Origin of the sequence: Geodermatophilus sp. DSM 45219 (assembly GCF_900104025.1) — a bacterium.
Lineage (GTDB): Bacteria > Actinomycetota > Actinomycetes > Mycobacteriales > Geodermatophilaceae > Geodermatophilus.
Window position 1 is genome coordinate 530,927 of record NZ_FNIQ01000005.1, and the last position, 24,389, is coordinate 555,315.

Genomic DNA, 24,389 nt, shown 5'->3' on the forward strand with positions numbered 1-24,389 from the left:
GTGGCCACCCCCGCCCAGTGGCTGGCCGGCGCCCGCCCCCGCACGCTGCCGGCCGCCCTCGCCCCGGTGCTCGTGGGCACCGGCACGGCCGCGGCCCTCGACGGCTTCCGGCCGCTGACCGCGCTGCTGGCCCTGCTGGTCGCCCTCGCGCTGCAGGTGGCGGTGAACTACGCCAACGACTACTCCGACGGGAAGCGCGGCACCGACGCCGTCCGGGTGGGTCCGATGCGGCTGGTCGGCTCGGGCGCGGCGACCCCGCGGCAGGTGCTGGGCGCGGCGCTGGCCTCGTTCGCGGTCGCGGCGGTGGCCGGGCTGGCGCTCGCGGCGCTGACGAGCTGGTGGCTGGTCGCGGTGGGCGCGGCCTGCATCGCCGCCGCGTGGACCTACACCGGCGGCCCGCTCCCCTACGGCTACCGGGCGCTGGGCGAGGTGTTCGTCTTCGTCTTCTTCGGCCTGGTCGCCGTCGTGGGGACGACGTTCGTGCAGACCGGCCGGGTCGACGGCCTGGCCGTCGCCGCGTCGGTGCCGATCGGGCTGCTGTCGGTGGCGCTGCTGGTGGTCAACAACCTGCGCGACATCGAGGGGGACGCCGCGGTCGGCAAGCGGACGCTCGCGGTGCTGCTCGGGGACCGCGGCACCCGGATCGCGTTCGCGGCGCTGCCCGCGGTCGCCTTCGGGGTGATCGCCGGGATCGGCGCCGTCCGGCCGTGGGCGACGATCGCGGTCGTCGCCGCCCCGCTGGCGCTGGCCCCGGTCCGCACCGTGCTCTCCGGGGGGCGCGGGCCGGCGCTGATCGGCGCGCTGCAGCAGACCGGGTTGCTCACCCTGGTCACCGGCGTCCTGCTCGGCGCCGGCCTCGCCCTCAGCGGCTGAAGGACTGCCTTTCGCGCGCGAAAGGCAGTCGATCAGCCGCCGTCGCCGGCCAGGCGAGCGTCGCGCTCGGCCCGGGCCCGCTGGCGGGCGACGCTGCGCGCGGCCAGGCCCTCGGTCAGCCGCTCGCGCGAGGGACGCAGCAGCAGGTACGAGACCGGCATCGACAGCAGCAGGCCGAACAGCGCGCCGGACCAGAGGTCCAGGCCGAGGAACCACAGCAGCAGCACCAGGGCGGCGGCGATCCCGAGGCGGCCCACGGTGTAGATCAGCAGCCAGGGTGCGATCCGCGGCGCCGCGGCCGGTCCCCCGGTCGGCGCGCCCGGCACTGCCGGCTCAGCCCTCTCCGCCATGACGGCCCTCCCACTTGGTGCTCAACACGACTGTCGTCCGGGTGCGGGCGACACCTCTGATCCGGTTCAACGCGCTGATGGCGGTCTCCAGTGCCGGGATGTCGGTCACCCGGACCTTCAGCAGGTAGCCCTCGCTGCCCGCCACGCGCCAGCAGTCCTCGACCTCGGGCATCGCGGCCAGCGCCTCCTCGATGCCGGTCTCGTCGACCGAGTCGCTCTCGATCACGCCCACCAGCGCGGTGACGCCCAGCCCCACCGCGGCCGGGTCGACGACCGCCCGGTACCCGGTGATGACCCCGGCCGCCTCCAGCTTGCCGACCCGCTCGTGCACGGCGGGCGAGGAGAGCCCGACGCGGCGGGCGAGCTCCGCGTAGCTGGCCCGGCCGTTCGCGCGCAGCAGGTCGATCAGCTGCCGGTCGACGGCGTCGATGGCGTGCTCCCTCCGGCAGATGGCGCGCTGTGTGCGCGGACGAGTATCGCCCGCGCACGTACTGTGGAGACGAGTCGGGCTCGATCGGCGAGGGGGTGGCCCGCGATGGCCTTCGTAGTGGTGCTGGTGGTGGCGGTCGCGGTCGTGGTCCTGGTGCTCCGCGCGGCGGAGACCGGTGGTGCCGGCGGGCGGCGCGCCCCGAAGCGGCCCCGGCCGCAGCGTGCGGTGCGCCCGATCGCGCCGGACGACGACCCGGAGTTCCTGCGCGAGCTCGAGCGCCGTGCGCGCCGGGACGACGGCTCGCCCGCCTGACCGGCCTGGACCGTCCGGGCCCTCGGCACGCTCGGGGTGGCCCCCTGCAGGGTCCCGCCGCGGGCTCGCGAGTGGCGGGGGCGGCCCCGTCCCGGGTCCCGCCCTGAGCCTGCGAAGGGTGGGGAGGACGGGGTCCTCTTTCAGGCGGCGCCGAAGAGGCGGCGCCAGCCGCGGTGCGGTCCGGCCCGACCGGCGTCCGGGACGGCCGCGTGGTCCTGGTCCGACGTCCCGCCGGGCCAGCCCAGGCCCTCGTGGGTCGTCGACTCCCCCGGCCAGCCCAGGCCGCTCTCGGTGGCGTCGGCGCGCAGCTTCCCGTGCCGTCCGGTGGGCGCGTCCGCGGGACGCCGGGCGAGCGCGGCGGCGACGACGGGGTGCACCGCGTCGCCCTGCAGAGCCGAGTGCCTACCCACGGGGAGCTCCCCTCCGGCGCGACATGGGGGCATGGAAGCACGGCCGCGCCGAGCGTGTCACCGACACGCTGCCGTGCCGGAGAGGCATGTCACCTCGTGTGACGAGCGGGACGCCCGCTCACCGGACCCCTGACCCCGCGGATGGCCCGGACGCGAGGGCTGCCGCCGGGGGCCGCTCGATCATCCGTGCTCGAGACGCTCGGGATGGCACACCTGCGGTGCGGCGACGGGCGCGCCGGGTCTCCGTCGAGGACGGACCCGGGGTCGCGCACGGCCCGCAGCGGAGCCGGTCAGTACTCCCACTCGGCGTATCGCGGGTCCCGCTCGGCCATCGTCCTGAACAGCAGCACCATCCGGTCGATGAACCAGGCCTTGGCGCACTGCACGAGGAGGAGCCCCCCGACGACGGACCTCAGGTCGAACACGACCAGGCCGCGGGCCAGCACGGCCAGCCCGGCGAACTGGAACGCGTAGGTGGTGTTCGGGACGGCGGTCGACCGGAACTGCTCCGGGAGGTCGACCGCGTTCCGGTCGGCCCAGATGCGCTCGCCGAACACCCCCCTCGACGCCCAGTTCCGGGTCGACCGCGGCGGGGGGAACAGCAGCGGCTCGACCACCGTGAAGACCAGCGACGCGGCGAGGGGCAGCAGCGACCGCGGCCCGATCCACCGGCGGCTCCAGATCGACAGGACGATCAGCGGCACGACGGCGAACCGGACCCAGACGCTCACCGGGTTGGCGTGCCGCAGCCAGCCGTCGCCTCGCAGGCCGAACAGCGCCGCCAGCCGGGCGTCGGTGGTCAGGGCGCCGGGCGAGGTGGTCGGGGCTGCTCCGTCCGGGCCCCTCGACGTGGTCGTGCCGCCCTGCCTGCCGATCCCGGCCATGGCGCCGCCTGCCTCCCGCTCGACAACCGGATTCCGCGGGGTCCCTCGTCGGAGGACTCGCTCGGGCACACCGGCGGGGTACCGCGCGGTGAGGAGGATCCGCCGCTACGGCCGGGCGGGGAACCGCCGGTGACGTGCCCGGGACGCGTGACGTGCGCCGGTGACACTCCGCTCGGAGGGCGGTGCACCCCGGTCACCGGACAGCGACCCGGTGCGGCCCGGCCGACTGCGTCCCGGCCCCAGGCACGGTGGGCACGCCGCCCGGCCCCGTCCCAGGACCGTACGGTGCTGCCTCAGTCCAGCCCGCCGTAGCTGTGCAGGCCGGTCGACACCATGTTCACGTACAGCAGGTTGAACACCATCACGGCCAGGCCGATGACGTTGACCCACGCCGCGGGGCGCCCGCGCCAGCCCGCCGTCGTCCGGGCGTGCAGGTAGCCGGCGTAGACCACCCAGGCGATGAACGCCCAGGTCTCCTTGGGGTCCCAGCCCCAGTAGCGGCCCCAGGCGCTCTCCGCCCAGATCGCCCCGGCGATGACGGCGAAGGTCCAGATCGGGAAGCCGAAGACGGCGGTGCGGTGGGCGACCCGGTCCAGCGTCACCGCGCCGGGCAGCCGGGACAGGAACGAGCCGTCGGCGTCCGCGCCGCGGGCGTCGGAGCGCAGCTTGAGCAGGTACAGCACGCTGGCGATGCCGCTGACGAAGAAGATGCCGAAGCCGAGGATCGCCGTGGAGACGTGCACCGCCAGCCAGCTCGAGCGCAGCGCGGCGACCAGCGGGCCGGTCTCGGTGTAGAGGAACAGCCCGATCGCCACCAGCGAGATGACCACCGGGGCGAGCACGAAGGCACCGATGTCGCGGACGGCCGGGATGCGCACGGCCAGGACGAGGTAGACCACCACGCCGACGAGGACGACGGCCGTGGCGAACTCGTACATGTTGCCCCAGGGCAGCCGGTCGGCGGCCATCCCGCGGGTGACCAGCACGCCGGTGTGCACCGCGGCGCCGAGGACGGTGACCGCCAGCCCGGCCAGGCCGAAGCGGTCGCCGCGCGCCGGCGCGGCGGGTGCTGTGCCGCCCGCACCTCCACCCGCACCGCCCCCGGCAGCGACCAGCTGGCGCGCCGGTCGCCGGCCGAACGCCAGCTGCGCGGAGAACGCCACCACGGCGACCGAGTACAGGGCGACGGCGATCGAGAACAGCGTGTCCGACAGCTCGGCCAGCGACGGGTCAACGGTCACGCGGGGAGACCTCCGGTTCCGGTGCGGCCCCGCCGGTCGGCGGGGCGGAGGGGGTCGGGGAGCGCTCGTCGAGCGCGGCCCGCAGCCGCCCGGTCAGCTCGGCGAAGGAGGTGGCGCTGTCGCCGCCGCCCCGCGTCAGCGAGCCGACCGTGAGCACGGTACCGCCGCCGGGAGCCGGGCCGACGCGGGCGAAGAAGCGCTCCCGGCGCAGCAGGAGCAGCGCGAGCAGGCCGGCCAGCAGGGCGATCGAGGCGCCGAGCACCCACACCTGGCCGGGGTCGTGCGAGAGCTGCAGGGCGGCGAACTGGTCGACGCCGGTGAAGGTGATCGCCGTCCCGTCGGGGAGGGTGAGCGTCTCGCCGACCGCCAGGTTGGCGCTCCCGACCTGGGCGAGCCGGCCGCGCTCGATCTGGCTGGCGTCCAGGGAGTACACCGACTGCGGCAGGCCGGAGTCCAGGCCGAGGTAACCCTCGAAGGCCCGGATCGCGACCTGCGGGTTGAGCGGCCGCGGGTCGATCGAGGTCAGGACGCCGCCCTGCATGAGCCCGGTGGGCGCGAAGAAGCCCTCGATGGCCAGCTGGTCCTCCACGCCCGCGCCGAGGTCGGGCAGCTTCAGCGCGCCCTCGCTGGACATCGTCGCCTGCTCGGTCGGCAGGAACGGCGCGGAGACGTCGGTGAACGCCGTCCCGTCGGGCAGGGTGACGGTGAACCGCGGCGCGTAGCCGTGGCCGGTCACGTACACCCGGTCGCCGTCGAGGCGCAGCGGGTCGTTGACGCCGATCGTCGCCGGCGCGCCCTCCTCGTCCGGCCCGCCGTAGCGGATGTCGGCGGTGTAGGAGGCCGCGGTCAGGTCCTCCTCGTACTGCGCCTCGAAGTCGACGAGGTCGACGCAGAGCGGGGTGAGGTCCTCGCTGTCGACCAGGGCGCCGGAGGAATGGGTGTCGTACTGCTGGAAGGCGTTGCAGAAGCCCCGGCCCTCGGTGACCAGGATGCTGCCCTCGTAGCCCCACAGCTTGCCGCCGGCCAGACCGAGCAGCAGCGCCACCAGCGACAGGTGGAACAGCAGGTTGCCGGTCTCCTTCCAGGAGCCCTTCTCCGCCGACAGCTCCGGCCCGGCCACCCCGTCACGACGGACGACGCGGAAGCGGCGCACCCGCAGCTCCTCCTCGACGACGTCGAGGGCGGCCGGGCCGGGCAGCGGGGTGGCGAGCTCGCCGGAGTCCGGCAACCGCGGCAGCCGGCGCGGCGCGGGCGGCGGGGCGGCCCGGAGTGCCCGGACGTGCTCGGCCAGCCGCGGCACGACGCAGCCGATGAGCGAGACGAACAGCAGCAGGTACACCGCGGCGAACCACGGCGAGCTGAACACGTCGAAGGCGTAGAGCCGGTCGAGCACCGGCGCCAGCGTCGCGTGGTCGGCGAAGTACTGCCGGACGGCGTTCTGGTTCAGCGAGCGCTGCGGCAGCAGCGACCCGGGGATCGCGGCCAGCGCCAGCAGGAACAGCAGGACGATCGCCGTCCGCATCGCGGTCAGCCGGCGCCACCAGCGCAGCCACTGGCCCCACGCGCGGGCGCCGAGGGAGGGCCGGGCGGGCGGGGGCGGGACCGCGGCCGGCCGCGGCGGGGCGACCGTGCTCACCGCACCTCCTCGCTGGCGCTCGTCGCTGCGGTGAGCAGTGCTGCCGTGCTGATCGGTGACCCCGCGAGCTCGGTCACCCCGCTCCCTCGCTGGCGCTCGTCCGCGTCGTGCCCGGCGGTGCTCCACCCACGCTGTGACCTCGCGAGCTCGGTCACAGGGACGTCTCCGCGAAGCCGTTGGCGGCCAGCCAGCCCTGCAGCCAGCGCATCATCTCGGTCCACGCGCCGGTGACCAGCAGCAGCCCGACGACGACGAGCACGGCTCCGCCGAAGCGGGTGACCGCCTGCGCGTGCCGGCGCAGGAAGGAGGTGGCGCCCATCGCCCAGCGGGCGCCGAGGGCGACCAGGACGAACGGCACGCCCAGGCCGACGCAGTAGGCCACCGACAGCAGCGCGCCCCGGCCGGCGGTCGCCTCCACGTATGCCAGCGAGTAGACCGCGGCCAGCGTGGGGCCCAGGCACGGCGTCCAGCCCAGCCCGAAGACGACGCCGAGCAGCGGGGCGCCGGCCAGCCCGGCGGCCGGTCGCGCCGACAGCCGCGCGGTGCGCTGCAGCAGCGGCAGCCGGCCGAGGAAGGCCAGGCCCACGACGACGACGACGACGCCCATGACCCGGGTGATGACGTCGTCGTACTGCAGCAGCAGCCGGCCCAGACCGCCGAACGCCGTCCCCACGGCGACGAACACCGCGGTGAAGCCGAGCACGAACAGCACCGCACCGAGCACCATCCGGCCGCGGGGCGAGCGCTCGTCGAGCCGGACCGCGGTCGCCGTGCTCCCACCGGACGTGGCGGTGACGGCCGTCTGCGCCCCGGTGCCGACCAGCCCGGTGACGTAGGACAGGTAGCCCGGCACCAGCGGGAGGACGCAGGGCGAGGCGAAGCTGACCAGGCCCACCAGCGCGGCGACGGCGGCGGCCACGAGCAGCGGGCCGTCGGTGACCAGGCCGCTGAAGGTGTCCCCCATCAGCCCTCCTCGGCCAGCAGCAGGTCCAGCACCGCGCGCAGGTCGTCCTGGGCGACGGCACCGGTGTAGACGGCGGCGACCCGGCCCTGCGCGTCGAGCACGATGGTGGACGGGATCGCGTTGGCCGGGTAGTCCCGGAACGCCAGCGCCACCTCGCCGCGCGGGTCGTACAGCGAGGGGAACTCGATGCCGAAGCTGTCCTCGAAGGCGCGGGCGAGCTGGTCGGTGTCCTTGACGTTGACGCCGAGGAACCGCACGCCCTGGTCGCGCACGTCGGCGTAGACCTCCTGGAACTCCGGCGACTCCACCCGGCAGGGGGCGCACCAGGACCCCCAGAAGTTGAGCACCGCGACCTCGCCGTCGAGCTCGGTGGAGCGGAACCGCTCGCCGTCGAGCAGCTCGCCGCCGAACTCCGGCGCCGCGGCGCGCTCCTCGGGCGGGATGACCTCACCGGAGGGGGTGCCCTGGACGAAGCGGAACTCCCCGCCGTTGTTGACGTCGACCGCGCCGTCGCCGGTGGAGCAGCCGGTGAGCAGCAGGGCGCCCACGAGCGCCCCGAGCAGACCCCGCCTCATGCGCCGGGCACCGCGTCGGGGTCGGTGGCTCCGGCGGGCTCGGCGTAGGAGATCCCGGCGACCCGGTCGCCGTCGTAGGTGACCGAGGTGACGCTGGCCAGCCCGCACTGCCGGCGGCGCGGGTCGTGGGCGTAGCGGCGTCCCTCCAGGTGCAGCCGCAGCGTCCAGATCGGCAGCTGGTGGCTGACGCACACCGCCGCCGCCCCGCGGGCGGCGTCGCGGGCGGCCTCGACCGCGGCGAGCATCCGGACGGCGATCTCGACGTAGGGCTCGCCCCAGGAGGGCCGGAACGGGTTGCGCAGCTTCCACCAGTGCTGGGGGGAGCGCAGCGCGCCGTCCCCGACGCCGACCTTCAGCCCCTCGAACGCGTTGCCGGCCTCGATCAGCCGGTCGTCGGTCTCCACCGGCAGGTCGAGCTTGCCGGCGATCGGCGCCGCGGTCTGCCGCGCGCGCTCCAGCGGGCTGGAGACCACGTGCGTCACGCCCTTGTCGGACAACCACTCCGCAGCGGCCAGGGCCATCGCCTCGCCGGTCTCCGACAGCCGGTAGCCCGGCAGCCGGCCGTAGAGCACCTGCTCGGGGTTGAACACCTCGCCGTGGCGCAGCAGGTGGACGGTGGTCTCGGCCATCAGCTGCTCATCCCGGTGCTCGCGTCGGCCGGCTCCTCGGCCGGCGGGGCGGACGACGGATCGACCGCAGCGGCGGCGCGGGCGGCCGCCGGCAGCGCCTCGAGGACCCGCTCGACGGCGGCGTCGTCGAGGGCGGCGTTGACGAACCACGCCTCGAACGCCGACGGGGGCAGGTAGACCCCGCGGGCGAGCATCGCGTGGAAGAAGGCGCTGTAGCGGGCGGCGTCCTGGGAGCGCGCGTCGTCGTAGTCGCGCACCTGGCGCTCGTCGGGGACGAAGAAGACGGAGAACATCGAGCCGGCCTGCTGCACCCGGTGCGGGACACCGGCGGCGAACAGCGCGGCGCTGGCCGCTCCGCGCAGGGTGGCGGCCACCTCGTCGCAGCGGGCGTACACCTCGTCGGTGCAGTGCCGCAGCGTCGTGAGGCCCGCGGCCACGGCCACCGGGTTCCCCGACAGCGTGCCGGCCTGGTAGACCGGCCCGGCCGGCGCCAGGTGGTCCATGAGGTCCGCGCGACCGCCGAAGGCCGCGGCCGGCATCCCGCCGCCCATGACCTTGCCGAAGGTCATCAGGTCGGCGTCCACCGGGTCCAGGCCGTACCAGCCGGAGCGGGAGACGCGGAAGCCGGTCATGACCTCGTCGACGATGAGCAGCGCGCCGTGCGCGGCCGTGACCCGCCGCAGCGCCTCGTTGAAGCCGTCGAGCGGCGGGACGACGCCCATGTTGCCGACCGCGGCCTCGGTGATGACCGCGGCGATCTCGCTGCCCCGCTCGGCGAAGGCGGCCTCCACGGCGGCGGCGTCGTTGTAGGGCAGCACGATGGTGTCGGCCGCGGCGCCGCTGGTGACGCCCGGGGTGTCGGGCAGGCCCAGGGTGGCGACGCCGGACCCGGCCGAGGCCAGCAGCGCGTCGACGTGGCCGTGGTAGCAGCCGGCGAACTTCACGACGAGGCGCCGGCCGGTGACGCCGCGGGCCAGCCGCACCGCGGACAGCACGGCCTCGGTGCCGGAGTTGACCAGCCGGACCTTCTGCACGGGGGGCACCCGGGCGACGATCTCGTCGGCCAGCTCGACCTCGGCCTCGGTGGGCGCCCCGAAGGTCAGCCCGCGGCGGGCGGCGGCGGTGACGGCCTCGACGACGGCCGGGTGGGCGTGGCCCAGGATCAGCGGTCCCCACGAGGCGACCAGGTCGACGTAGCGGCGGCCGTCGGCGTCGGTGAGGTACGCGCCCTGGCCCTGCGCCATGAAGCGCGGGGTGCCACCGACGGCGCCGAAGGCCCGCACGGGGCTGTTCACGCCGCCGGGGGTGACCCGCTGCGCCCGATCGAACAGGTCGGCCGACGTGGGGGCCTCGTAGGCGTACGGAAGGCTGTCCAGCGAGGTCACGAGCCCAGTGTCCCCTTCCTCCCCGACAGACCGCCGGGGACGTCCGCCACAGCGGCGAGGAGTGCCCGGGACAGCGCTGCCGGGTCGCGGGTGGGCACCAGCACGGTGCGCCCGTCGGTGGTCCGCAGCGGCAGCCCGGCCCGCCCGCGGGGCAGCGACCAGCCGCCGCCGAGGACCGGGGCGCCGGCGTCCACCCCCGCCGTCCCGGCGCCGACCGCGCGCAGGTGGGCGGCGTCGACGTCGGTCAGCGGCACCCGCTCGGGGCCGACGGACAGCACCGGGTCGGCGGCGTCGGCGTCGACCCGCACCGTCCAGGCGCGGCGGGCCGACACCACGCCGGCCGCCACGATCCCGAGGACGGCGAGCACCGCCAGCACCCGGAGCAGCGGCGGCACGTCCGGGCCCGGCAGCGCCAGGTCCAGGACGGCGAGGAGCCCGAGGACCCCGGCGACCAGCCACAGCGGCCGCCAGGAGCCCCCGGGCTCGACGTACGTCATCGCAGCCAGCGGGCCGCTTCCACCGCCCAGTAGGTGAGCACGGTGCCCGCGCCCGCCCGGCGGATGGCGGTGAGCGTCTCCAGGATCGCGCGCTGCCGGTCGACCCAGCCGTTCGCGGCCGCGGCCTCGAGCATCGCGTACTCGCCGCTGACCTGGTACGCGCTGACCGGGACGTCGACGGCGTCGGCGACCCGGGCGACGATGTCCAGGTAGGGCAGCGCCGGCTTGACCATGACCGCGTCGGCGCCCTCGGCGAGGTCCTGGGCCACCTCGCGCAGCGCCTCGTCGGCGTTGGGCGGGTCCATCTGGTACGTCGAGCGGTCGCCGAACCGCGGTGCGCCCTCGGCCGCCTCGCGGAAGGGCCCGTAGAAGCCCGAGGCGTACTTCGCGGCGTAGGCCAGGATCGGCGTCTCGGTGTGCGCGGCCCCGTCGAGGGCCTGCCGGATCGCCGCGACCTGGCCGTCCATCATCCCGCTGGGGGCGATGACGTGCGCCCCGGCCTGGGCCTGGGCGATCGCCACGGCGGCGTACCGGTCCAGCGTCGGGTCGTTGTCGACGACGCCGGCCGGGGTGACCAGCCCGCAGTGCCCGTGGTCGGTGTACTCGCACAGGCACAGGTCGGCCATCAGCACCAGCTCGTCGCCGAGGTCGGCGCGCAGCTGCTGCAGGGCGACGTTGACCACGCCGTCGGCGGCGTCGGCCTGCGACCCCACCGGGTCCTTCTCCGACGGGATGCCGAAGAGGACCAGCCCGCCGATGCCGGCCTCGGCCGCCTCGTGCGCGGCCTTGCGCAGCGAGTCCTGCGTGTGCTGGACGACGCCGGGCATCGAGCCGATCGGCACCGGCTCGTCGATGCCCTGCTTGACGAACACCGGCAGCACCAGGTCGGCCGGGGCCACCCGCGTCTGCGCGGTGAGCCGCCGCAGCGCGGGCGTCGACCGCAGCCGACGCCCGCGCGCGAAGCCGGAACTCACTGGGAGCCCCCGTCCTCCGCCTCACGCAGGGACAGCGCGTACGCGGCCAGCGCGTCGACCAGCGGGCCGACCGCGGCGGTCTCGGGCTGGACGTCGACCCGCAGGCCGAACTCCTGCGCCGTGGCCGCGGTCTGCGGGCCGATCACCGCGACGACGGTCTTCGCGTGCGGCTTGCCGGCGATGCCGACCAGGTTGCGCACGGTGCTCGACGAGGTGAAGCACACCGCGTCGAAGCCGCCGCCCTTGATCGCCTCGCGCACGGGGGCGGGCGGCGGGGCGGCCCGGACGGTGCGGTAGGCGGTGACGTCGTCGATCTCCCAGCCCCGCTCCTTGAGGCCCGCGGCGAGGGTCTCGGTGGCGATGTCGGCGCGGGGCAGCAGCACCCGGTCGATCGGGTCCAGCACGTCGTCGTACTCGGGGAAGTCGGCCAGCAGGCCCTCGCTGGACTGCTGCCCGGTGGGCACCAGCTCGGGCACGATCCCGAAGGCGCGGACGGCGTCGGCGGTGGACTCCCCGACGCAGGCGACCTTGACCCCGGCGAACGCGCGGGCGTCCAGGCCGAGCTCGACGAACTTCTCCCGGACGGCCTTCACCGCGTTGACCGAGGTGAAGACGATCCAGCCGTAGCGCCCGGTGACCAGGCCCTTGACGGCGCGGTCCATCTGCGCGGGGCTGCGCGGCGGCTCGACGGCGATGGTCGGCACCTCGACCGGGACGGCGCCGTAGGCGCGCAGCCGGTCGCTCATCTCGCCGGCCTGGTCCTTGGTGCGCGGCACCAGCACCCGCCAGCCGAACAGCGGCCGGCTCTCCCACCAGGAGAGCTTGGCGCGCTTGTCGACGGCCGAGCCGACGGTGGCCACGACCGGACCGGTGAACGGGTCCAGCCCGGCGGTCTTCTCCGCGACCGCGGCGAGCTTGGCGACGACGCTGCGCTGCCCGGTGCCCGAGCCGCCGGTGGTGACCACGACCGGGGTCGAGCCGGGCAGGCCGCCCTCGACGAGCCGGGCGGCGGCGTCGGGCAGGTCCTCGGCGTTGCCCTGCAGCACCAGCGGCGCGTCCAGGCTCTTCGCCGCGGCGGCCAGCGCCGGGAGGCCGGCATCGCCGCCGCGCAGGTCCGCCGACAGCGAGGTGCCGCCGAGGGCGACACCGGCGAACGCCGGCACGGCGGTCGCCGGGGCGACACCGGGGACGACGTCGAAGCCGACCGAGGTGCGGCCGACGGCCAGCACCTCCTTGACCACGCCGTCGGAGGTGAACGGGTCGCCGGCCACCAGCCGGACGACGGTGCCGCCGGCCTTGGCGGCGGCCACGGCCACCTTGGCGACCTCGGCCGGCTCACCGGTCGCGGGGGTCAGCTCGAGCTCGGGCCGCTCCGCGCGGACCGCCTCGGCGATCGCCGGGGGGACGTCGGGGTCGACGAGGACGGTGTGCGCCTCGGCGAGCGCCGCGGTCGCCCGGGCGGTCAGCATCCCGGGGTCACCCGGGCCGGCGCCGACGAAGACGACCGTGCCGGCCGCGCCGTTCTTGCGCGTCATGTCCTGCTCCTGGTTCTGGCCCCGGAGGGCTCGTGTGTGCGGGGGTACGGGGGGCCGGGGTCTGCTGTCCGGCCGGGGGTGGCGGTGCGCGTCACCGTGTCGATGGGCGACCGCGCGAGCGCGGTCACCGGGAGGCCGCCATCAGCTCGGCCGCCCCCCGGTCGAGGAGTTCCGCGGCGAGCTCGCGGCCCAGCCGCTCGGCCTCGGCGGGCGGTCCGGTCGTCGACCCGCGGACGCCGTCGCTGCCGTCGAGCGCCGTGACCGAGGCGCGGAGGAACAGCTCGGGGCCGTCCTCGCCCTCGGCCAGCTCGGCGTAGGCGGCGACCGGCGCGCTGCAGCCGGCCTCCAGCGCCGCCAGCGTCGTCCGCTCGGCGACCACGCAGGCACGGGTGCCGACGTCGTCGAGGGCGGCGAGCAGCTGCCGGGTGCGGTCGTCGTCGGCGCGGCACTCGACGGCCAGCGCGCCCTGCGCCGGCGCCGGGAGCACCTGCAGGGGGTCGAGGGTCTCGGTCACCGCGCCGAGCCGGCCCAGCCGGGACAGCCCGGCGCGGGCCAGCACGACGGCGTCCAGGTCACCCGGCACCACCCGCGCCATGCGGGTGTCGACGTTGCCGCGGATCGGCACGACGTCCAGGCCGAGGCCGAGCGCGCGCAGCTGGGCGACCCGGCGCGGGGCGCCGGTGCCCACCTTCGAGCCGGCCGGCAGCTCGCCGAGGGTGAGGCCGTCGCGGGCGACCAGCGCGTCGCGCGGGTCCTCCCGCGGCGGGACGGCGGCGATGGTCAGCCCCGGCTCGGGCAGCGTGGGCAGGTCCTTGTAGCTGTGGACGGCGACGTCGACGGTGCCCTCGAGCAGCGCCTGGCGGATCGCCGTCACGAAGACACCGGTGCCGCCGAGCTGCGCGATCGCCGCCGACGAGCGGTCGCCCTCGGTGCTGATGGGCACCAGCTGGACCGGCACGCCGCTGGTCGCGGTGATGGCGTCGGCCACCGCCTGCGACTGGGTGGTCGCCAGCTGGCTGGCGCGGGTGCCCAGCCGCAACGTGGCGGTGCTGACGGTCACGGCCCCTCCTCGCCGGCGCTCGCCGGTGCCGCGACCGCCGGTGCCGCGCCCATGCGTGACCTCGCGAGCTCGGTCACGTCGTCCCCCCGGGGCGCAGCTCGTCGGGATCGACGGTGACGGCCTCGGCCAGGTTGGTCCGGGCGGGCAGCACCTCGGCGTCGATGCCCAGGCCGAACAGCGCGCGCAGCGCGTCGGCGTAGTCGACCCCGCCCGGGGCGCTGGCCAGCTCCTTGACCCGCACGGTCGGCTCGTGCAGCAGCTTGTCGACGACGCGGCGGACGGTGCGCGCCACCTCGGCGCGGGCGCGGGCGTCCAGGTCGGGCACGCGCGTGGACAGCCGCAGCAGCTCGGCGTCGACCACCTCGGCGGCCTGGCTGCGCAGCGCGGACACCGTCGGCGCGACGGCGGCGGCCTGCCGCTCGGCGCGCAGCAGCGCGGTCTCGGCCTCGATGAGGGCGTGCGCCGCGGCGACGTCGTCGGCCGCCACCGGGCTCGCGGACGCGTGCCCGTCGGCCCCGCGCTCGCCCTGCAGCAGCGCCAGGTCGACCACGTGGACGCCGGGCAGCGCCGCGACCGCCGGGTCGACGTCGCGGGGCAGGGCCAGGTCGATGACGACCAGCGGCCGGCCGGGGCGGGCGGCCATCGCCGCGGCGACGACGTCGGTGGTCACGACGAGCCCGCGCGCGCCGGTGCAGGTGACCAGCACGTCGGCGGCGGCCACCGCGGCGGGCAGGTCGGCGAGCTCGGCGGCCCGGCCCTCGACGGAGGCAGCCAGCCGCTCGGCGTGCGCGGCGGTGCGGCTGCTGACGGTGACGGCGGCGCCGCGACGGGCCAGCGTGGTCGCGGCGAGCGCCCCCATGGACCCGGCGCCGACGACCAGCACCGGCCGGCCCGCCAGCGAGCCGATCCGCTCCTCGGCGCGGTCGAGGGACACCGACACGAGCGAGGCGCCGGCCTTGTCGATGCCGGTCTCGGAGTGCACCCGCTTGCCGACCCGCAGGGCCCGCTGGGCGACCGGGTGCATCGCCCGGCCGACGGCGCCCTGCTCGCGGGCCAGCGCGTAGGCGTTGCGCAGCTGCCCGAGGACCTGGGTCTCGCCGACCACCATGGAGTCCAGGCCGGCGGCGACGGTGAACAGGTGCGCGACTGCCTGGTCCTCGTAGTGCACCGTGACGTACGGGGAGAGCTCCTCCACCGTGGCGCCGGCCTGGCGGGCCAGCACGCGGCTGACCTCGGTGACGCCGCCGTGGAAGCGGTCGACCTCGGCGAAGACCTCGACCCGGTTGCAGGTCGCCAGCACGATCGCCTCGCTGACGTGGTCGCTGCCGACCAGCTCGTGCAGCGCCTTCACCGTGTCGTCGGCGCCCATCGCGAACTGCTCGAGCAGCGCCACCGGGGCGGTCTGGTGGCTGACGCCCACCGCCAGGAGACTCATGCCCCCACCTCCACCGTCGTCCCGCGCTGCTGGCCGAGGAACGCGAGCACCTGCAGCTCGACGGACAGGTCGACCTGGCGGACGTCGACCTCCGCGGGCGCGGTCAGCGCCACCGGCGCGAAGTTCAAGATGCTCCTCACCCCGGCCGCGGTCAGCCGGTCGCAGACCGGCTGGGCGACGTCGGCCGGTGTCGCGATGACCCCGATCGTGGCCGCCGTCGCGGCCACGACCTCGTCGAGCTCCTCCATCGGGCGCACCGGCTGGCCGCCGATCTGCTGCCCGACGCGGGCCGGGGCGGCGTCGAAGAGCCCGACGAAGCGGAACCCGCGGCTGCCGAAGCCGGCGTAGTCGGCCAGGGCCGTGCCCAGGTTGCCGATCCCGACCAGCACGCAGGGACGGGAGCGTTCGACGCCGAGGACGCGGGCGATGCGGTCGCGCAGCGTGGCCACCTCGTAGCCCACGCCGCGGACCCCGCACGGGCCGAGGTGGGAGAGGTCCTTGCGCAGCCCGGCCGGGTTGACGCCGGCCGCCGACGCGAGCTCGCCGGAGGACACGTTGCTGCGCCCGCCGTCGGCCAGGCCGACGAGCACGCGCAGGTACACGGCCAGGCGGGCGACGGTGGCCTCCGGGATCCGGGGCCGCGATGGGGACACGGGGATCTCCTCGCTGGCGCTCGTCGACCCCGCGCCCTGGGGAGCTGTGCTGCCGCATGACCTCGCGCGCTCGGTCATGTGCCCACTCCACAAGCGGTCGCGCCCGGGGTCCGGCGGGTGCCGGATGCGGTCGCACGACATCGGGGACCCGGGCGGAGTGCCGCCCGGCGACCGCCACGGTAACCGCTTGTGAACGCAGGAACAAAGTCGCCGGGGGGCCCGCGGGCCGCTCCCCAGCGCAGATCCAGCCGGCTGTGGTGGAGACCATACCCGCGCCTCCCCGACCGGACCCGGTCGGGTGAGCCGGAGCGAGCCGGCCGGCTGCCGCTCCTGGCACGGATCCCTCCGGCCGATCCACCCACGCGCTGTCCCACCTGTTCCCGCGCCGTTGCAGCAGCGCGGGAGCGTCGGGAACAGCGCCAGAGCGGTGTCGCGCGTCGAGCAGTCGGGCTATGTCGAGCAGTCGGGCTATGACGTGCCGAGGTCCCGCCGGAGCCGGGGCACGTCCACCGTGAAGTACGAGTGCTCGCGGCCGTCCAGCAGCACCACCGGCACCCGGTCGCCGTACTCGGCCTGCAGCTCGGGGTCGGCGTCGACGTCCACCGTCGTCACGGTCAGCCCGGCGTCGGCGGCCAGCCGGTCCAGGGTCTCCGCGGCCACCGCGCACAGGTGGCACTCCGCCCGGGTCAGCAGCTGCAGCCGCGGCGTCTCAGCGGTCACCGTCGCCCCCGGGCCCGTCGACCGCCTCCTGCGTGCGGGCCAGGCCCAGCTCCCGCAGCCGGGCCCGGCTGACCTTGCCGGTCAGCGAGTGCGGCAGGGCGGCGAGCACCTGCACCGACGTCGGCACCTTGTACCGGGCCAGGGACGCCGCGGCGTGCTCGCGCAGCTCCTCGAAGCCGAGCCGTGCCCCGGGGCGCAGGGCGACGACGGCGCGGACGGCGGCCCCGGTCTGCGGGTCGGGCACGCCGATGACCGCGCTCTCCGCGACGGCCGGGTGCGTGTCGAGCACCCGCTCCACCTCGGCGGGGTAGACGTTGAAGCCGCTCACCAGGACCAGGTCGCTGCGCCGGTCGACCAGGTGCAGGTCGCCGTCCTCGTCGGCGTAGGCGAGGTCGCCGGTGGCCAGCCAGCCCTCGGCGTCCGGCCCGTCGGCGCCGTCCGGCCAGTACCCGGAGAAGAGGTTGGTGCCGCGCACCCAGATCTCGCCCGGGCCGTCCTCGGCGAGGTCGCCGGACGAGGGCACGTCGTCGTCCGCCGGCTCGTGCAGCGCGGTGTCGCGCAGCTGCAGCTCCACGCCGGGGACCGGGCCGCCGATGCAGTGCGGCTTGGCCCGCCCGGTCGCCAGCGTGCTGGCCACCACCGGGCACGCCTCGGTGAGCCCGTAGCCCTCCCACACCGTCACCGCGGCCCGCGCGCGCATCGCCGTCCACACGTCGACGGGCAGCGGCGCCGCGCCGGAGGAGGCGATCCGCACGGCGGCGAACGCCCGGCGCAGGACGGCGTCGGAGCCGGCGGCGTCGGCCGCGGCCAGCCAGGCCTGGTACATCGGCGGGGCGCCCGGGACGGCGGTGACCTCCTCCCGCGTCATGACCTCCAGGCAGGTGAGCGGGTCGAAGGACTCCACGAGCACCGCGCAGGCACCGGTGGCCGCGACCAGGCCGAAGCCGGCGTTGAGGCCGTAGACGTGGAACAGCGGCAGCACCAGCAGGACCCGGTCGTCGGGTCGCACCGGCGGCGGCTCCATCCGCAGGCACTGCTCCTGGTTGGCCCGCAGCGCCGCGGCCGACAGCATCGCCCCGCGCGGCCGGCCCGTGGTCCCGCTGGTGTAGGAGAGGAAGGCCAGGGCGCCGGGAGCCTCGGGGACGGCGGGCGGCGGGGCGTCGTCCGTGGGCGGTCCGGCGAGCACCGGCACCCCGGCCACCTCCGCCCGGTCCCCGGCCGTGACCAGCAGGGCCGCGGTGGAGTCGGTGAGCACGTACTCGAGCTCGGGGTCGGTGTAGGCGGTGTTCACCGGGACGACGACCAGCCCGGCGCGCAGGGCGCCCAGCGTCGCCCGCAGCCAGTCGACGCCGTTGGGCAGCTGCACCGCGACGCGCTCGCCCGGGGTCAGCCCACGGGCGGCGTACCCGGCGGCCACGCGGTCGACCTGCGCGTCCAGCTCGGCCCAGGTGAGGCGCTGCCCACCGGACACCACCGCCGGCGCGTCCGCGCGCTCCCGGGCCGCCGCGCGCACCAGCACGGACAGCGAGCTACCGACGTCGGTCACGCACACCTCCTCCCCTGGAGCGGTTCCGGCCACCCGCCGGGAGGAGCCTCGCGCCGGCCTCGACCGGGGTGGCGTGGACGGGCTGCAGCGATGTTGTCACCATGGGCTGCGACCCGCAGCACCGCGGTCCAGCCCGACGGGTGCCACGGACCGGGGCCGAGGGACCCCGGCGGGTGGACGAGGAGGACGGACGGATGCGACGGTCGCGCCCCGCGGACGAGCGCGCGCCTGCCGCCGTGTCCGGCGAGCCGCGGCCACGCCCCACCCCTCACCCCCGGGCGGCCCTCGACGCACTGCCCGCCCCCGGCCCGACTCCCCTCCCCGACGAGGACGCCGGTCCGGCCGCGGAGGAGGTCGAGGAGGAGGTCGCCGAGGAGGAGGTCGCCCTCGGCGGGACGGTCCCGTCGCCGGCCGTCGACGTCTGGGCGCTGGTCCGCCGGGCGCAGGACGGGGACGCCGAGGCCTTCGGGCTGCTCTATGACCACTACGTGACGATGGTCTTCCGCTACCTGCTCCACCGGGTCGGCGACCGGGCGCAGGCCGAGGACTTCACCAGCGAGACCTTCGTCCGGGCGCTGCGCCGGATCGACTCGCTGTCCTTCCAGGGCCGCGACGTCGGCGCGTGGCTGGTGACCATCGCCCGCAACATCGTGCGCGACCACGTGAAGAGCAGCCGCTTCCGCCTCGAGGTCACCACCGCGGACATGCACGACGCCGACCGGGCCACCGACGGGCCGGAGGACGCCGTCGTGCAGGCGCTGACCAACGAGCAGCTGCTGGCCTGCATCCGGCAGCTGGGCAGCGAGCAGCAGGAGTGCATCTCGCTGCGCTTCCTGCAGGGGCTGTCCGTCGCCGAGACCGCGGCGGTCATGGGCAAGACCGACGGCGCGGTCAAGGCCCTGCAGCACCGCGCCGTCCGCCGGCTGGCCGACCTGGTGCCCGAGGGGCTGCGGTGAGCGCCGCAGGAGTTCCCGGCCGGACGGCCGTAACGGTCCGGGAGCCGGAGTCGTTCTCGGGGTGGAGGCGCTCCACCGGACGGCGCCGCCCCCTCGACCGACCGCGTGGAGGCACCAGGTGAGCACGCACGCCGGCACGACCCCGCCGGGCGACCGGCGCGCCGCCGTGCGCGACCAGGAGGACGCCGTCCTGGCCCGCCTGCGGCAGCTGTCGGCCGACCTCGACGACGCGCCCGACCCGGCGTTCCGGTCGGCCACCCGCGACCGGCTGGTCGCCATGGCCGCGGTGCGCGCGCCGCGGCCGGAGCCGCGCCCGGGCCTGCGCCGGCTGCTGCCCGCCCGGGCGGACGACGCGCCATCCGCCGTCTGGCGCACCCGGCTGACCGCCGGTCTGGCCGGTGCGGCGCTGGCCGTGACCACCCTCGGCACCCTGGTGGCGCTGTCCACCGACGCCCGCCCCGGCGACGCACTGTACGGCGTCAAGCGGGGCACCGAGCAGACGCAGCTGGCCCTCGCCGGGGACGACCGCGGCCTGACGCTGCTGGAGTTCGCCGCCACCCGGCTCGACGAGCTGGCCGCGCTGACCGACCCCGCCGCCCCCGACGTCGTCGGCCTGCTCGACACCATGGACGCCCAGACCCGGGAGGGCGCCGCCCTGCTGGCCACGCGGGCGGCCGACGGCGTGGACCCCGCACCCGTGGTGGAGCTGGCCGGCTGGGCCGAGCAGCAGACCACCGAGCTGACCGCCCTGCAGCCCGGGCTGCCCACCGGCGCAGCGACCGCTACGCAGGAGTCCCTGGGGCTGCTGGCCGACGTCTCCGCGCGGGCCACCGGGCTCCGGGCCGCCCTGGCGTGCGCGGACGGGCGCGCCACGGTGGGCACCGACCCGCTGGGGCCGGTGCCCGCCGAGTGCCCGGCGGCCGATCCGGGGAGTGGCGCCCCCGCCGGCGGGACCCCGTCCGGGGGCGCCGGCAGCGCTCCCTCCGGCGGTGCGCCCGCTCCCGGCGACCCCGCAGCTCCCGGTGGCACACCGGCCGACCCGCCCGGGCCCGCACCGGCGCCGTCCGCCCCCTCCAGCGGCACCGGCGGCGACCGGGACACCGGGTCACCGTCCGACGGCGGCGGGACGGCGCCGGTCGTGCCCGAGGTGCCGGCGGACGACCAGCCGGTGGGAACCGTGCCGACGCCGCAGCTGCCGGCCCCGGTGCCGGTGGTCCCCGAGGAGCCGGAGGCCCCGCTGCTGGACACCCCGCTGCCCGTCTGCATCCGCCCGCTGGTCTGCTGACCCGCCCGAGGCCCCCGGCCGCTGCCGTCCCGGGCGCCACTAGGGTCCGTGGAGGTGATCCACCGGCCGCCCGCGAGGGCGGTGGAGGAGCGACAGTGGAGGTCTCGTGCCGGGACTGCCCTTCCGCGGCCGCCGCGCACGATCGGCGGACGTGCCCGACGAGGAGACGCGGGCGCACGTCGCCGGCGCCGCCTCGGCCGCAGCCGCCGAGGTCGAGCCGGCGCCGGCCGTCGTCCCGGACCTGACCTCGGCGGCGTTCTTCGACGTCGACAACACCATGATGGTCGGCGCGTCGATCTTCTGGTTCGCCCGCGGGCTGGCCGCGCGCAAGTACCTGACCACCCGCGACATGTCGCGCTTCGTGTGGCAGCAGGCCAAGTTCCGGATCGCCGGCAACGAGAGCGCCGACGACATGCACACCATCCGGGAGAGCGCGCTCGCCTTCGTCGCCGGGCGCCCGGTGTCGGAGATCGTGCAGGCGGGCGAGGAGATCTACGACGAGCTCATGGCCGACCGCATCTGGGCCGGCACCCGGGTGCTCGCCCAGCAGCACCTCGACGCCGGGCAGCGGGTCTGGCTGGTGACCGCGACGCCGGTGGAGCTGGCCAGCATCATCGCCCACCGGCTCGGGCTGACCGGCGCGCTGGGCACCGTCTCGGAGATCGTCGACGGGCACTACACCGGCCGCCTCGTCGGCGAGATGATGCACGGCGAGGCCAAGGCCGAGGCGGTGCGGGCGCTGGCCGAGCGGGAGGGCCTCGACCTGTCCCGGTGCACCGCCTACAGCGACAGCTCCAACGACCTGCCGATGCTGACCCTCACCGGCCGCGCGGTCGCGGTGAACCCCGACACCGAGCTGCGGGCGGTGGCCCGGTCCCGGGGCTGGGAGATCCGCGACTTCCGCACCGGGCGCAAGGCCGCGAAGACCGTCGTCCCCACGGTGGCGGCCGCGGCGCTCTCCGGTGGCCTGGTGGGCGGCGCGCTCGCCCTCCGCCGCCGCAAGCTCAGCTGATCTGTCGGCCTACCGGCCTCCCACCGCGGCCAGGTGCCGTCCCCCTGCTGCGCTGAGCCCGGCCTGCCCCTCCTCGCCGAGGCCTCCGGCCCCCACTCGTCGAGGCACCTCGCAGGGCGACTTCCGCTGGCATCCGCGACTCGGCACCGTCCTGGCTCGCGTGACGCGGGTACGAGCCCCTCCTCGGGGAGGCCTCCGGCCTCCCACTCGTCGGGGCTCAGCCCCAGACGGACTTCCGCTGCAGGAGGAGCTGGTAGATCGACTGCTGGATGTTCTCCCGCACCTGGTCGGTGAGGTTGAAGACCAGCATCGGGTCCTCCGCGGCAGCCGGCCCGTAGGACGCCGTCTCGATCGGCTCGCCGAACGCGATCAGCCACTTCGACGGCAGCGGCACCAGCCCCAGCGGGCCGAGCGCCGGGAAGGTGGGGGTCAGCGGGAAGTAGGGCAGGCCGAGCAGCCGGGCGATGGTCTTGGCGTTGCCGATCATCGGGTAGGTCTCCTCGGCGCCGACGACGGCGCACGGGATGATCGGGGCTCCGGTCCGCAGTGCGGCCGTGACGAAACCGCCCCGGCCGAACCGCTGCAGGGTGTACCGCTCGCGGAACGGCTTGCCGATCCCCTTGAAGCCCTCGGGGAACACCCCGACCAGCTCCCCGCCGGTGAGCAGCCGCTCGGCGTCCTCGTTGCAGGCCAGCGTCGAGCCGAGCTTGCGCGACAGCGAGCCGACCACCGGCATGTCGAACACCAGGTCGGCGCCCAGCAGCCGCAGCCGGCGCCGGGCCGGGTGGTCGTCGTGCAGCGCGACCGTGGCCATCATCGCGTCGAGCGGCACGGTGCCGGAGTGGTTGGCCACGACCAGCCCGCCGCCGACGTCGGGCACGTTCTCCACGCCGCGGGTCTCCACCCGGAACCAGCGGGAGAACAGCGGCCGCAGCAGCGGCAGCAGGACGTGGTCGGTCAGGTCGGGGTCGAACCCGAACTCGTCGGTCCGGTAGTCGCCGGTCAGCCGCCGCCGGAGGAACTCCAGGCCGCCGGCGACCTGGTCCTCCCACGAGGGGGACGACGGCGGCGGGACCCGCGGCTCGTCGTCGTCGGGCCGCAGCGGGATGACGCGCGCCTCAGGCATCGCGCACCGCCCGCAGTCCGGGGGACGGCGGGGTGGGCCGCAGCCTCTCCCCCACCGCGCCGGCGGTCGCGCCCACCCGGGCGACGAGGTCCTGCGCCCGGCCGGTGACCCCGGCGACCACCTCGGGCGGGATGACCGGCGTCAGGGTGCTGGCGTAGTCGGCCAGTGCCTGCTCGGTGGTGTACCGCGGCGTGTAGCCGAACTCCTCGCGCAGCACGCCGGTGTCCACGACCCGGCCGAAGTTGAGGAAGCGCATCTGCTCCGGGGAGTAGTCGACGAACCCGAAGCGGCGGGTGAACCGGCCCAGCGAGCCCAGCGCGGGCGAGGGCAGCGGCACCTGGAGCCGGCCCAGCCGGCGGATCACCTGGGACAGCAGCAGCGTGCCCTCCCCGCCGACGTTGACGGTGCCGGCGAAGTCGCCGGTGGTGGCGCGGGTGAGCACGGCCAGGGCGTCGTCCTCGTGCAGCAGCTGCACCCGGGCGTCGTACCCCAGCGCCGTGGGGACCACCGGCCTGCGCAGGAAGGAGGTGAGCACCGAGTCGATGCGCGGGCCGATGAAGTTGGTGAAGCGCAGCGCGGCGATCCCGACGTCGGGGCGGCGCCGCGAGAACGAGCGGACGTAGCCCTCGATGTCGAGGCTGTCGCGCGCGAAGCCGCCGGAGGGGACCCGGCGGGCCTGCATGGCCTCGGTGAAGACGGCGGGGTCGCGCGACGAGGCGCCGTAGACGGCGCTGCTCGACTTCAGCACGAACCGGCGGACCGACGCCGCCCGCTGGCAGGCGGCCAGCAGCTGCATCGTCCCGATGACGTTGAGCTCCTTCATCGGCCCCCGCCCGCCGGACCCGGCCGGTGTGGAGCTGATGTTCATGTGCACCACCGTGTCGACCGAGGCCGCGGTGATGACCTTGCCGATCAGCGGGCTGCGGATGTCGGCACGCACGAACTCGGTGCGGCCGAGGCGGCGGAGCATCTCCGGCGACGGCGGGACGGTGTCCACCCCGATGACGCGCTCGATGGCGCGGTCGCGAGCGAGCTCGGCCGCCAGCGCACCGCCGAGCCACCGGCTCACGCCGGTGACCAGGACGACCGCGGGCGGCACGAGCGTCAGCTCACTTCTTGTTGCGGCGCTGGACGCGGGTCTTCTTCAGCAGCTTGCGGTGCTTCTTCTTCGCCATCCGCTTGCGGCGCTTCTTGATGACCGAACCCATGTGCGTGCTCCCGACGTCGTTGCGGCGCGGCGGCCACCGTCGACCGGGAGGTCGCACCGGGCGCCGCGCGAGGTGATGGCTCGTGTGCGACGACCCGGACCGTGCCGGTCCCGGCGTCGCTCGGCGTCCGAGCGTACCCGGCGCTCCCGCGGCGACGCTGCCGCGTGGAGCCACCGGCGTTCCGTGCCCACCCGCAGGGGGTGGGGTGGTGCGGTCGTGCGGTGTCGCCCGGAGGGCGACCGTCACGTCTCAGGCGATGGCGCGGGTGACTCCGCGCGCCCGAGCCGGCCCCTCTGCAGGGTTCCCGGCCCCGTCCAGGGCACCGCCCCGAGCTTGCGAGGGGTGGGGGGACGGGGTCCTCCTCCGGTGGAGGGCAGAGGGGTCCTCTGTCACGCGATGTCGGTGTAGGCGTCGCGCAGGTAGTCCTGGACGGCGCGCTCGGGCACGCGGAAGGACCGGCCGACGCGGACGGCGGCGAGCTCGCCGGCGTGGACGAGGCGGTACACGGTCATCTTCGAGACGCGCATCATGCTGGCGACCTCGGCGACCGTCAGGAAGGTGACGGCGGCGCGGGGGGCGGGGACCGGCGGGCGGCCGACGGGCGGCCGACGGGCATGGCGGCCGGGTGCTGCGGCGGGACCGGGCGGGCCATCGTGGCGGCCTGGATCGGCCGGCCGACGGGGCGCGGGCCGG

The 24,389-nt window shown here is 76.1% G+C and carries 27 protein-coding genes and 1 pseudogene; 5 read left to right on the forward strand and 23 right to left on the reverse strand.

Translation table 11 applies throughout. The features are described 5' to 3' along the window. Window positions 1-873, forward strand: coding sequence for a 1,4-dihydroxy-2-naphthoate polyprenyltransferase (locus tag BLR12_RS18260; RefSeq protein ID WP_091381142.1), 873 nt, complete (start codon window positions 1-3; stop codon window positions 871-873). A gap of 32 nt (window positions 874-905) precedes the next feature. On the opposite strand, the gene BLR12_RS18265 is transcribed toward BLR12_RS18260, so the two are convergent. The 3 genes and pseudogenes from BLR12_RS18265 to BLR12_RS25710 all read right to left on the reverse strand — a co-directional run. Beyond that, on the reverse strand, window positions 906-1,223 hold the full coding sequence (locus tag BLR12_RS18265) for a DUF4229 domain-containing protein (protein WP_091381143.1): 318 nt from the start codon (window positions 1,221-1,223) through the stop codon (window positions 906-908). Continuing rightward, window positions 1,207-1,554, reverse strand: coding sequence for an Lrp/AsnC family transcriptional regulator (locus BLR12_RS18270; RefSeq protein WP_255363609.1), 348 nt, complete (start codon window positions 1,552-1,554; stop codon window positions 1,207-1,209). Before BLR12_RS18270 ends, BLR12_RS18265 begins: the two co-directional genes overlap by 17 nt. Window positions 1,555-1,569: 15 nt before the next feature. Continuing rightward, window positions 1,570-1,674: pseudogene (locus BLR12_RS25710) on the reverse strand (AsnC family transcriptional regulator); the annotation flags it as partial. An 84-nt stretch (window positions 1,675-1,758) separates the two neighbouring features. On the opposite strand from BLR12_RS25710, the gene BLR12_RS18275 reads away from it, so the two are divergent. Next, a complete protein-coding gene (locus tag BLR12_RS18275) occupies window positions 1,759-1,965 on the forward strand; it encodes a hypothetical protein (protein WP_091381146.1) in 207 nt (68 codons plus the stop codon). Window positions 1,966-2,105: 140 nt separating this feature from the next. On the opposite strand, the gene BLR12_RS18280 is transcribed toward BLR12_RS18275, so the two are convergent. From BLR12_RS18280 to BLR12_RS18355, 16 genes are all read right to left on the reverse strand, one after another. Then, window positions 2,106-2,375 (reverse strand): hypothetical protein, encoded by a 270-nt coding sequence (locus tag BLR12_RS18280; protein ID WP_091381148.1) that lies wholly within the window; start codon window positions 2,373-2,375, stop codon window positions 2,106-2,108. A gap of 290 nt (window positions 2,376-2,665) precedes the next feature. Continuing rightward, window positions 2,666-3,259 carry a DUF6653 family protein gene (locus BLR12_RS18285; protein WP_091381150.1) on the reverse strand — a complete coding sequence of 198 codons (594 nt, stop codon included), beginning with the start codon at window positions 3,257-3,259 and terminating at the stop codon, window positions 2,666-2,668. A gap of 293 nt (window positions 3,260-3,552) precedes the next feature. After that, a complete protein-coding gene (ccsB, locus tag BLR12_RS18290; RefSeq protein ID WP_091381152.1) occupies window positions 3,553-4,500 on the reverse strand; it encodes a c-type cytochrome biogenesis protein CcsB in 948 nt (315 codons plus the stop codon). Next, the gene (locus BLR12_RS18295) at window positions 4,490-6,136 is read right to left on the reverse strand and encodes a cytochrome c biogenesis protein ResB (protein ID WP_091381153.1); all 1,647 of its coding nucleotides are present in this window, start codon (window positions 6,134-6,136) and stop codon (window positions 4,490-4,492) included. Before BLR12_RS18295 ends, ccsB begins: the two co-directional genes overlap by 11 nt. 151 nt (window positions 6,137-6,287) lie before the next feature. Further along, window positions 6,288-7,100, reverse strand: coding sequence for a cytochrome c biogenesis CcdA family protein (locus BLR12_RS18300; protein ID WP_091381155.1), 813 nt, complete (start codon window positions 7,098-7,100; stop codon window positions 6,288-6,290). Beyond that, window positions 7,100-7,675, reverse strand: a complete 576-nt coding sequence (locus BLR12_RS18305; protein ID WP_091381156.1) for a TlpA family protein disulfide reductase — start codon at window positions 7,673-7,675, stop codon at window positions 7,100-7,102. The genes BLR12_RS18300 and BLR12_RS18305 overlap by 1 nt, the downstream gene beginning before the upstream one ends. Then, window positions 7,672-8,304 carry a histidine phosphatase family protein gene (locus BLR12_RS18310; protein WP_091381158.1) on the reverse strand — a complete coding sequence of 211 codons (633 nt, stop codon included), beginning with the start codon at window positions 8,302-8,304 and terminating at the stop codon, window positions 7,672-7,674. The genes BLR12_RS18305 and BLR12_RS18310 overlap by 4 nt, the downstream gene beginning before the upstream one ends. Further along, the gene (gene hemL / locus BLR12_RS18315) at window positions 8,304-9,689 is read right to left on the reverse strand and encodes a glutamate-1-semialdehyde 2,1-aminomutase (RefSeq protein ID WP_091381160.1); all 1,386 of its coding nucleotides are present in this window, start codon (window positions 9,687-9,689) and stop codon (window positions 8,304-8,306) included. The genes BLR12_RS18310 and hemL overlap by 1 nt, the downstream gene beginning before the upstream one ends. Continuing rightward, complete coding sequence (locus BLR12_RS18320) at window positions 9,686-10,186, reverse strand: hypothetical protein (protein WP_091381162.1); 501 nt, start codon at window positions 10,184-10,186, stop codon at window positions 9,686-9,688. The genes hemL and BLR12_RS18320 overlap by 4 nt, the downstream gene beginning before the upstream one ends. Next, window positions 10,183-11,160, reverse strand: coding sequence for a porphobilinogen synthase (gene hemB / locus BLR12_RS18325; RefSeq protein WP_091381164.1), 978 nt, complete (start codon window positions 11,158-11,160; stop codon window positions 10,183-10,185). The genes BLR12_RS18320 and hemB overlap by 4 nt, the downstream gene beginning before the upstream one ends. Then, window positions 11,157-12,695: a uroporphyrinogen-III synthase gene (locus BLR12_RS18330; RefSeq protein WP_091381165.1), complete on the reverse strand. Its 1,539-nt coding sequence runs from the start codon at window positions 12,693-12,695 to the stop codon at window positions 11,157-11,159. The genes hemB and BLR12_RS18330 overlap by 4 nt, the downstream gene beginning before the upstream one ends. A 124-nt stretch (window positions 12,696-12,819) precedes the next feature. Beyond that, window positions 12,820-13,755 carry a hydroxymethylbilane synthase gene (gene hemC, locus BLR12_RS18335; RefSeq protein ID WP_091381167.1) on the reverse strand — a complete coding sequence of 312 codons (936 nt, stop codon included), beginning with the start codon at window positions 13,753-13,755 and terminating at the stop codon, window positions 12,820-12,822. Between the two features lie 73 nt (window positions 13,756-13,828). Continuing rightward, window positions 13,829-15,190 carry a glutamyl-tRNA reductase gene (locus BLR12_RS18340; protein ID WP_091381169.1) on the reverse strand — a complete coding sequence of 454 codons (1,362 nt, stop codon included), beginning with the start codon at window positions 15,188-15,190 and terminating at the stop codon, window positions 13,829-13,831. After that, window positions 15,187-15,843, reverse strand: coding sequence for a redox-sensing transcriptional repressor Rex (locus tag BLR12_RS18345; protein ID WP_091381170.1), 657 nt, complete (start codon window positions 15,841-15,843; stop codon window positions 15,187-15,189). The genes BLR12_RS18340 and BLR12_RS18345 overlap by 4 nt, the downstream gene beginning before the upstream one ends. A gap of 468 nt (window positions 15,844-16,311) precedes the next feature. Next, window positions 16,312-16,563, reverse strand: coding sequence for a glutaredoxin family protein (locus tag BLR12_RS18350; protein ID WP_091381172.1), 252 nt, complete (start codon window positions 16,561-16,563; stop codon window positions 16,312-16,314). Beyond that, window positions 16,553-18,109, reverse strand: a complete 1,557-nt coding sequence (locus BLR12_RS18355) for an AMP-binding protein (protein ID WP_091381174.1) — start codon at window positions 18,107-18,109, stop codon at window positions 16,553-16,555. Before BLR12_RS18355 ends, BLR12_RS18350 begins: the two co-directional genes overlap by 11 nt. Window positions 18,110-18,303: 194 nt before the next feature. Here BLR12_RS18355 and BLR12_RS18360 point away from each other — a divergent pair, with 194 nt between their 5' ends. The 3 genes from BLR12_RS18360 (at window position 18,304) to BLR12_RS18370 (ending at window position 21,362) form a co-directional block, all read left to right on the forward strand. Then, on the forward strand, window positions 18,304-19,065 hold the full coding sequence (locus tag BLR12_RS18360) for a sigma-70 family RNA polymerase sigma factor (RefSeq protein ID WP_218120722.1): 762 nt from the start codon (window positions 18,304-18,306) through the stop codon (window positions 19,063-19,065). Between the two features lie 118 nt (window positions 19,066-19,183). Then, window positions 19,184-20,350: a DUF5667 domain-containing protein gene (locus BLR12_RS18365; protein WP_091381177.1), complete on the forward strand. Its 1,167-nt coding sequence runs from the start codon at window positions 19,184-19,186 to the stop codon at window positions 20,348-20,350. A 151-nt stretch (window positions 20,351-20,501) separates the two neighbouring features. Next, on the forward strand, window positions 20,502-21,362 hold the full coding sequence (locus BLR12_RS18370) for an HAD family hydrolase (RefSeq protein ID WP_255363611.1): 861 nt from the start codon (window positions 20,502-20,504) through the stop codon (window positions 21,360-21,362). Between the two features lie 217 nt (window positions 21,363-21,579). On the opposite strand, the gene BLR12_RS18375 is transcribed toward BLR12_RS18370, so the two are convergent. The 4 genes from BLR12_RS18375 to BLR12_RS18390 form a co-directional block, all read right to left on the reverse strand. Beyond that, window positions 21,580-22,488, reverse strand: a complete 909-nt coding sequence (locus BLR12_RS18375; RefSeq protein ID WP_091381180.1) for a lysophospholipid acyltransferase family protein — start codon at window positions 22,486-22,488, stop codon at window positions 21,580-21,582. Next, the gene (locus tag BLR12_RS18380) at window positions 22,481-23,587 is read right to left on the reverse strand and encodes an NAD-dependent epimerase/dehydratase family protein (protein ID WP_091381181.1); all 1,107 of its coding nucleotides are present in this window, start codon (window positions 23,585-23,587) and stop codon (window positions 22,481-22,483) included. Before BLR12_RS18380 ends, BLR12_RS18375 begins: the two co-directional genes overlap by 8 nt. A gap of 10 nt (window positions 23,588-23,597) precedes the next feature. Continuing rightward, window positions 23,598-23,696 carry a 30S ribosomal protein bS22 gene (locus BLR12_RS18385; protein WP_012854759.1) on the reverse strand — a complete coding sequence of 33 codons (99 nt, stop codon included), beginning with the start codon at window positions 23,694-23,696 and terminating at the stop codon, window positions 23,598-23,600. Window positions 23,697-24,085: 389 nt separating this feature from the next. Continuing rightward, the gene (locus BLR12_RS18390; protein WP_218120723.1) at window positions 24,086-24,226 is read right to left on the reverse strand and encodes an excisionase family DNA-binding protein; all 141 of its coding nucleotides are present in this window, start codon (window positions 24,224-24,226) and stop codon (window positions 24,086-24,088) included. Window positions 24,227-24,389: the final 163 nt, after the last annotated feature.

Coding starts and splice junctions, on each gene's coding strand:
- BLR12_RS18360 (WP_218120722.1), top strand. CDS start 18,304: ATGCGACGGTCGCGCCCCGCGGACGAGCGCGCGCCTGCCGCCGTGTCC.
- BLR12_RS18265 (WP_091381143.1), bottom strand. CDS start 1,223: ATGGCGGAGAGGGCTGAGCCGGCAGTGCCGGGCGCGCCGACCGGGGGA.
- BLR12_RS18330 (WP_091381165.1), bottom strand. CDS start 12,695: ATGACGCGCAAGAACGGCGCGGCCGGCACGGTCGTCTTCGTCGGCGCC.
- BLR12_RS18390 (WP_218120723.1), bottom strand. CDS start 24,226: ATGATGCGCGTCTCGAAGATGACCGTGTACCGCCTCGTCCACGCCGGC.
- BLR12_RS18285 (WP_091381150.1), bottom strand. CDS start 3,259: ATGGCCGGGATCGGCAGGCAGGGCGGCACGACCACGTCGAGGGGCCCG.
- BLR12_RS18275 (WP_091381146.1), top strand. CDS start 1,759: ATGGCCTTCGTAGTGGTGCTGGTGGTGGCGGTCGCGGTCGTGGTCCTG.
- BLR12_RS18310 (WP_091381158.1), bottom strand. CDS start 8,304: ATGGCCGAGACCACCGTCCACCTGCTGCGCCACGGCGAGGTGTTCAAC.
- BLR12_RS18375 (WP_091381180.1), bottom strand. CDS start 22,488: ATGCCTGAGGCGCGCGTCATCCCGCTGCGGCCCGACGACGACGAGCCG.
- BLR12_RS18300 (WP_091381155.1), bottom strand. CDS start 7,100: ATGGGGGACACCTTCAGCGGCCTGGTCACCGACGGCCCGCTGCTCGTG.
- BLR12_RS18385 (WP_012854759.1), bottom strand. CDS start 23,696: ATGGGTTCGGTCATCAAGAAGCGCCGCAAGCGGATGGCGAAGAAGAAG.
- BLR12_RS18305 (WP_091381156.1), bottom strand. CDS start 7,675: ATGAGGCGGGGTCTGCTCGGGGCGCTCGTGGGCGCCCTGCTGCTCACC.
- BLR12_RS18340 (WP_091381169.1), bottom strand. CDS start 15,190: ATGAGTCTCCTGGCGGTGGGCGTCAGCCACCAGACCGCCCCGGTGGCG.
- BLR12_RS18320 (WP_091381162.1), bottom strand. CDS start 10,186: ATGACGTACGTCGAGCCCGGGGGCTCCTGGCGGCCGCTGTGGCTGGTC.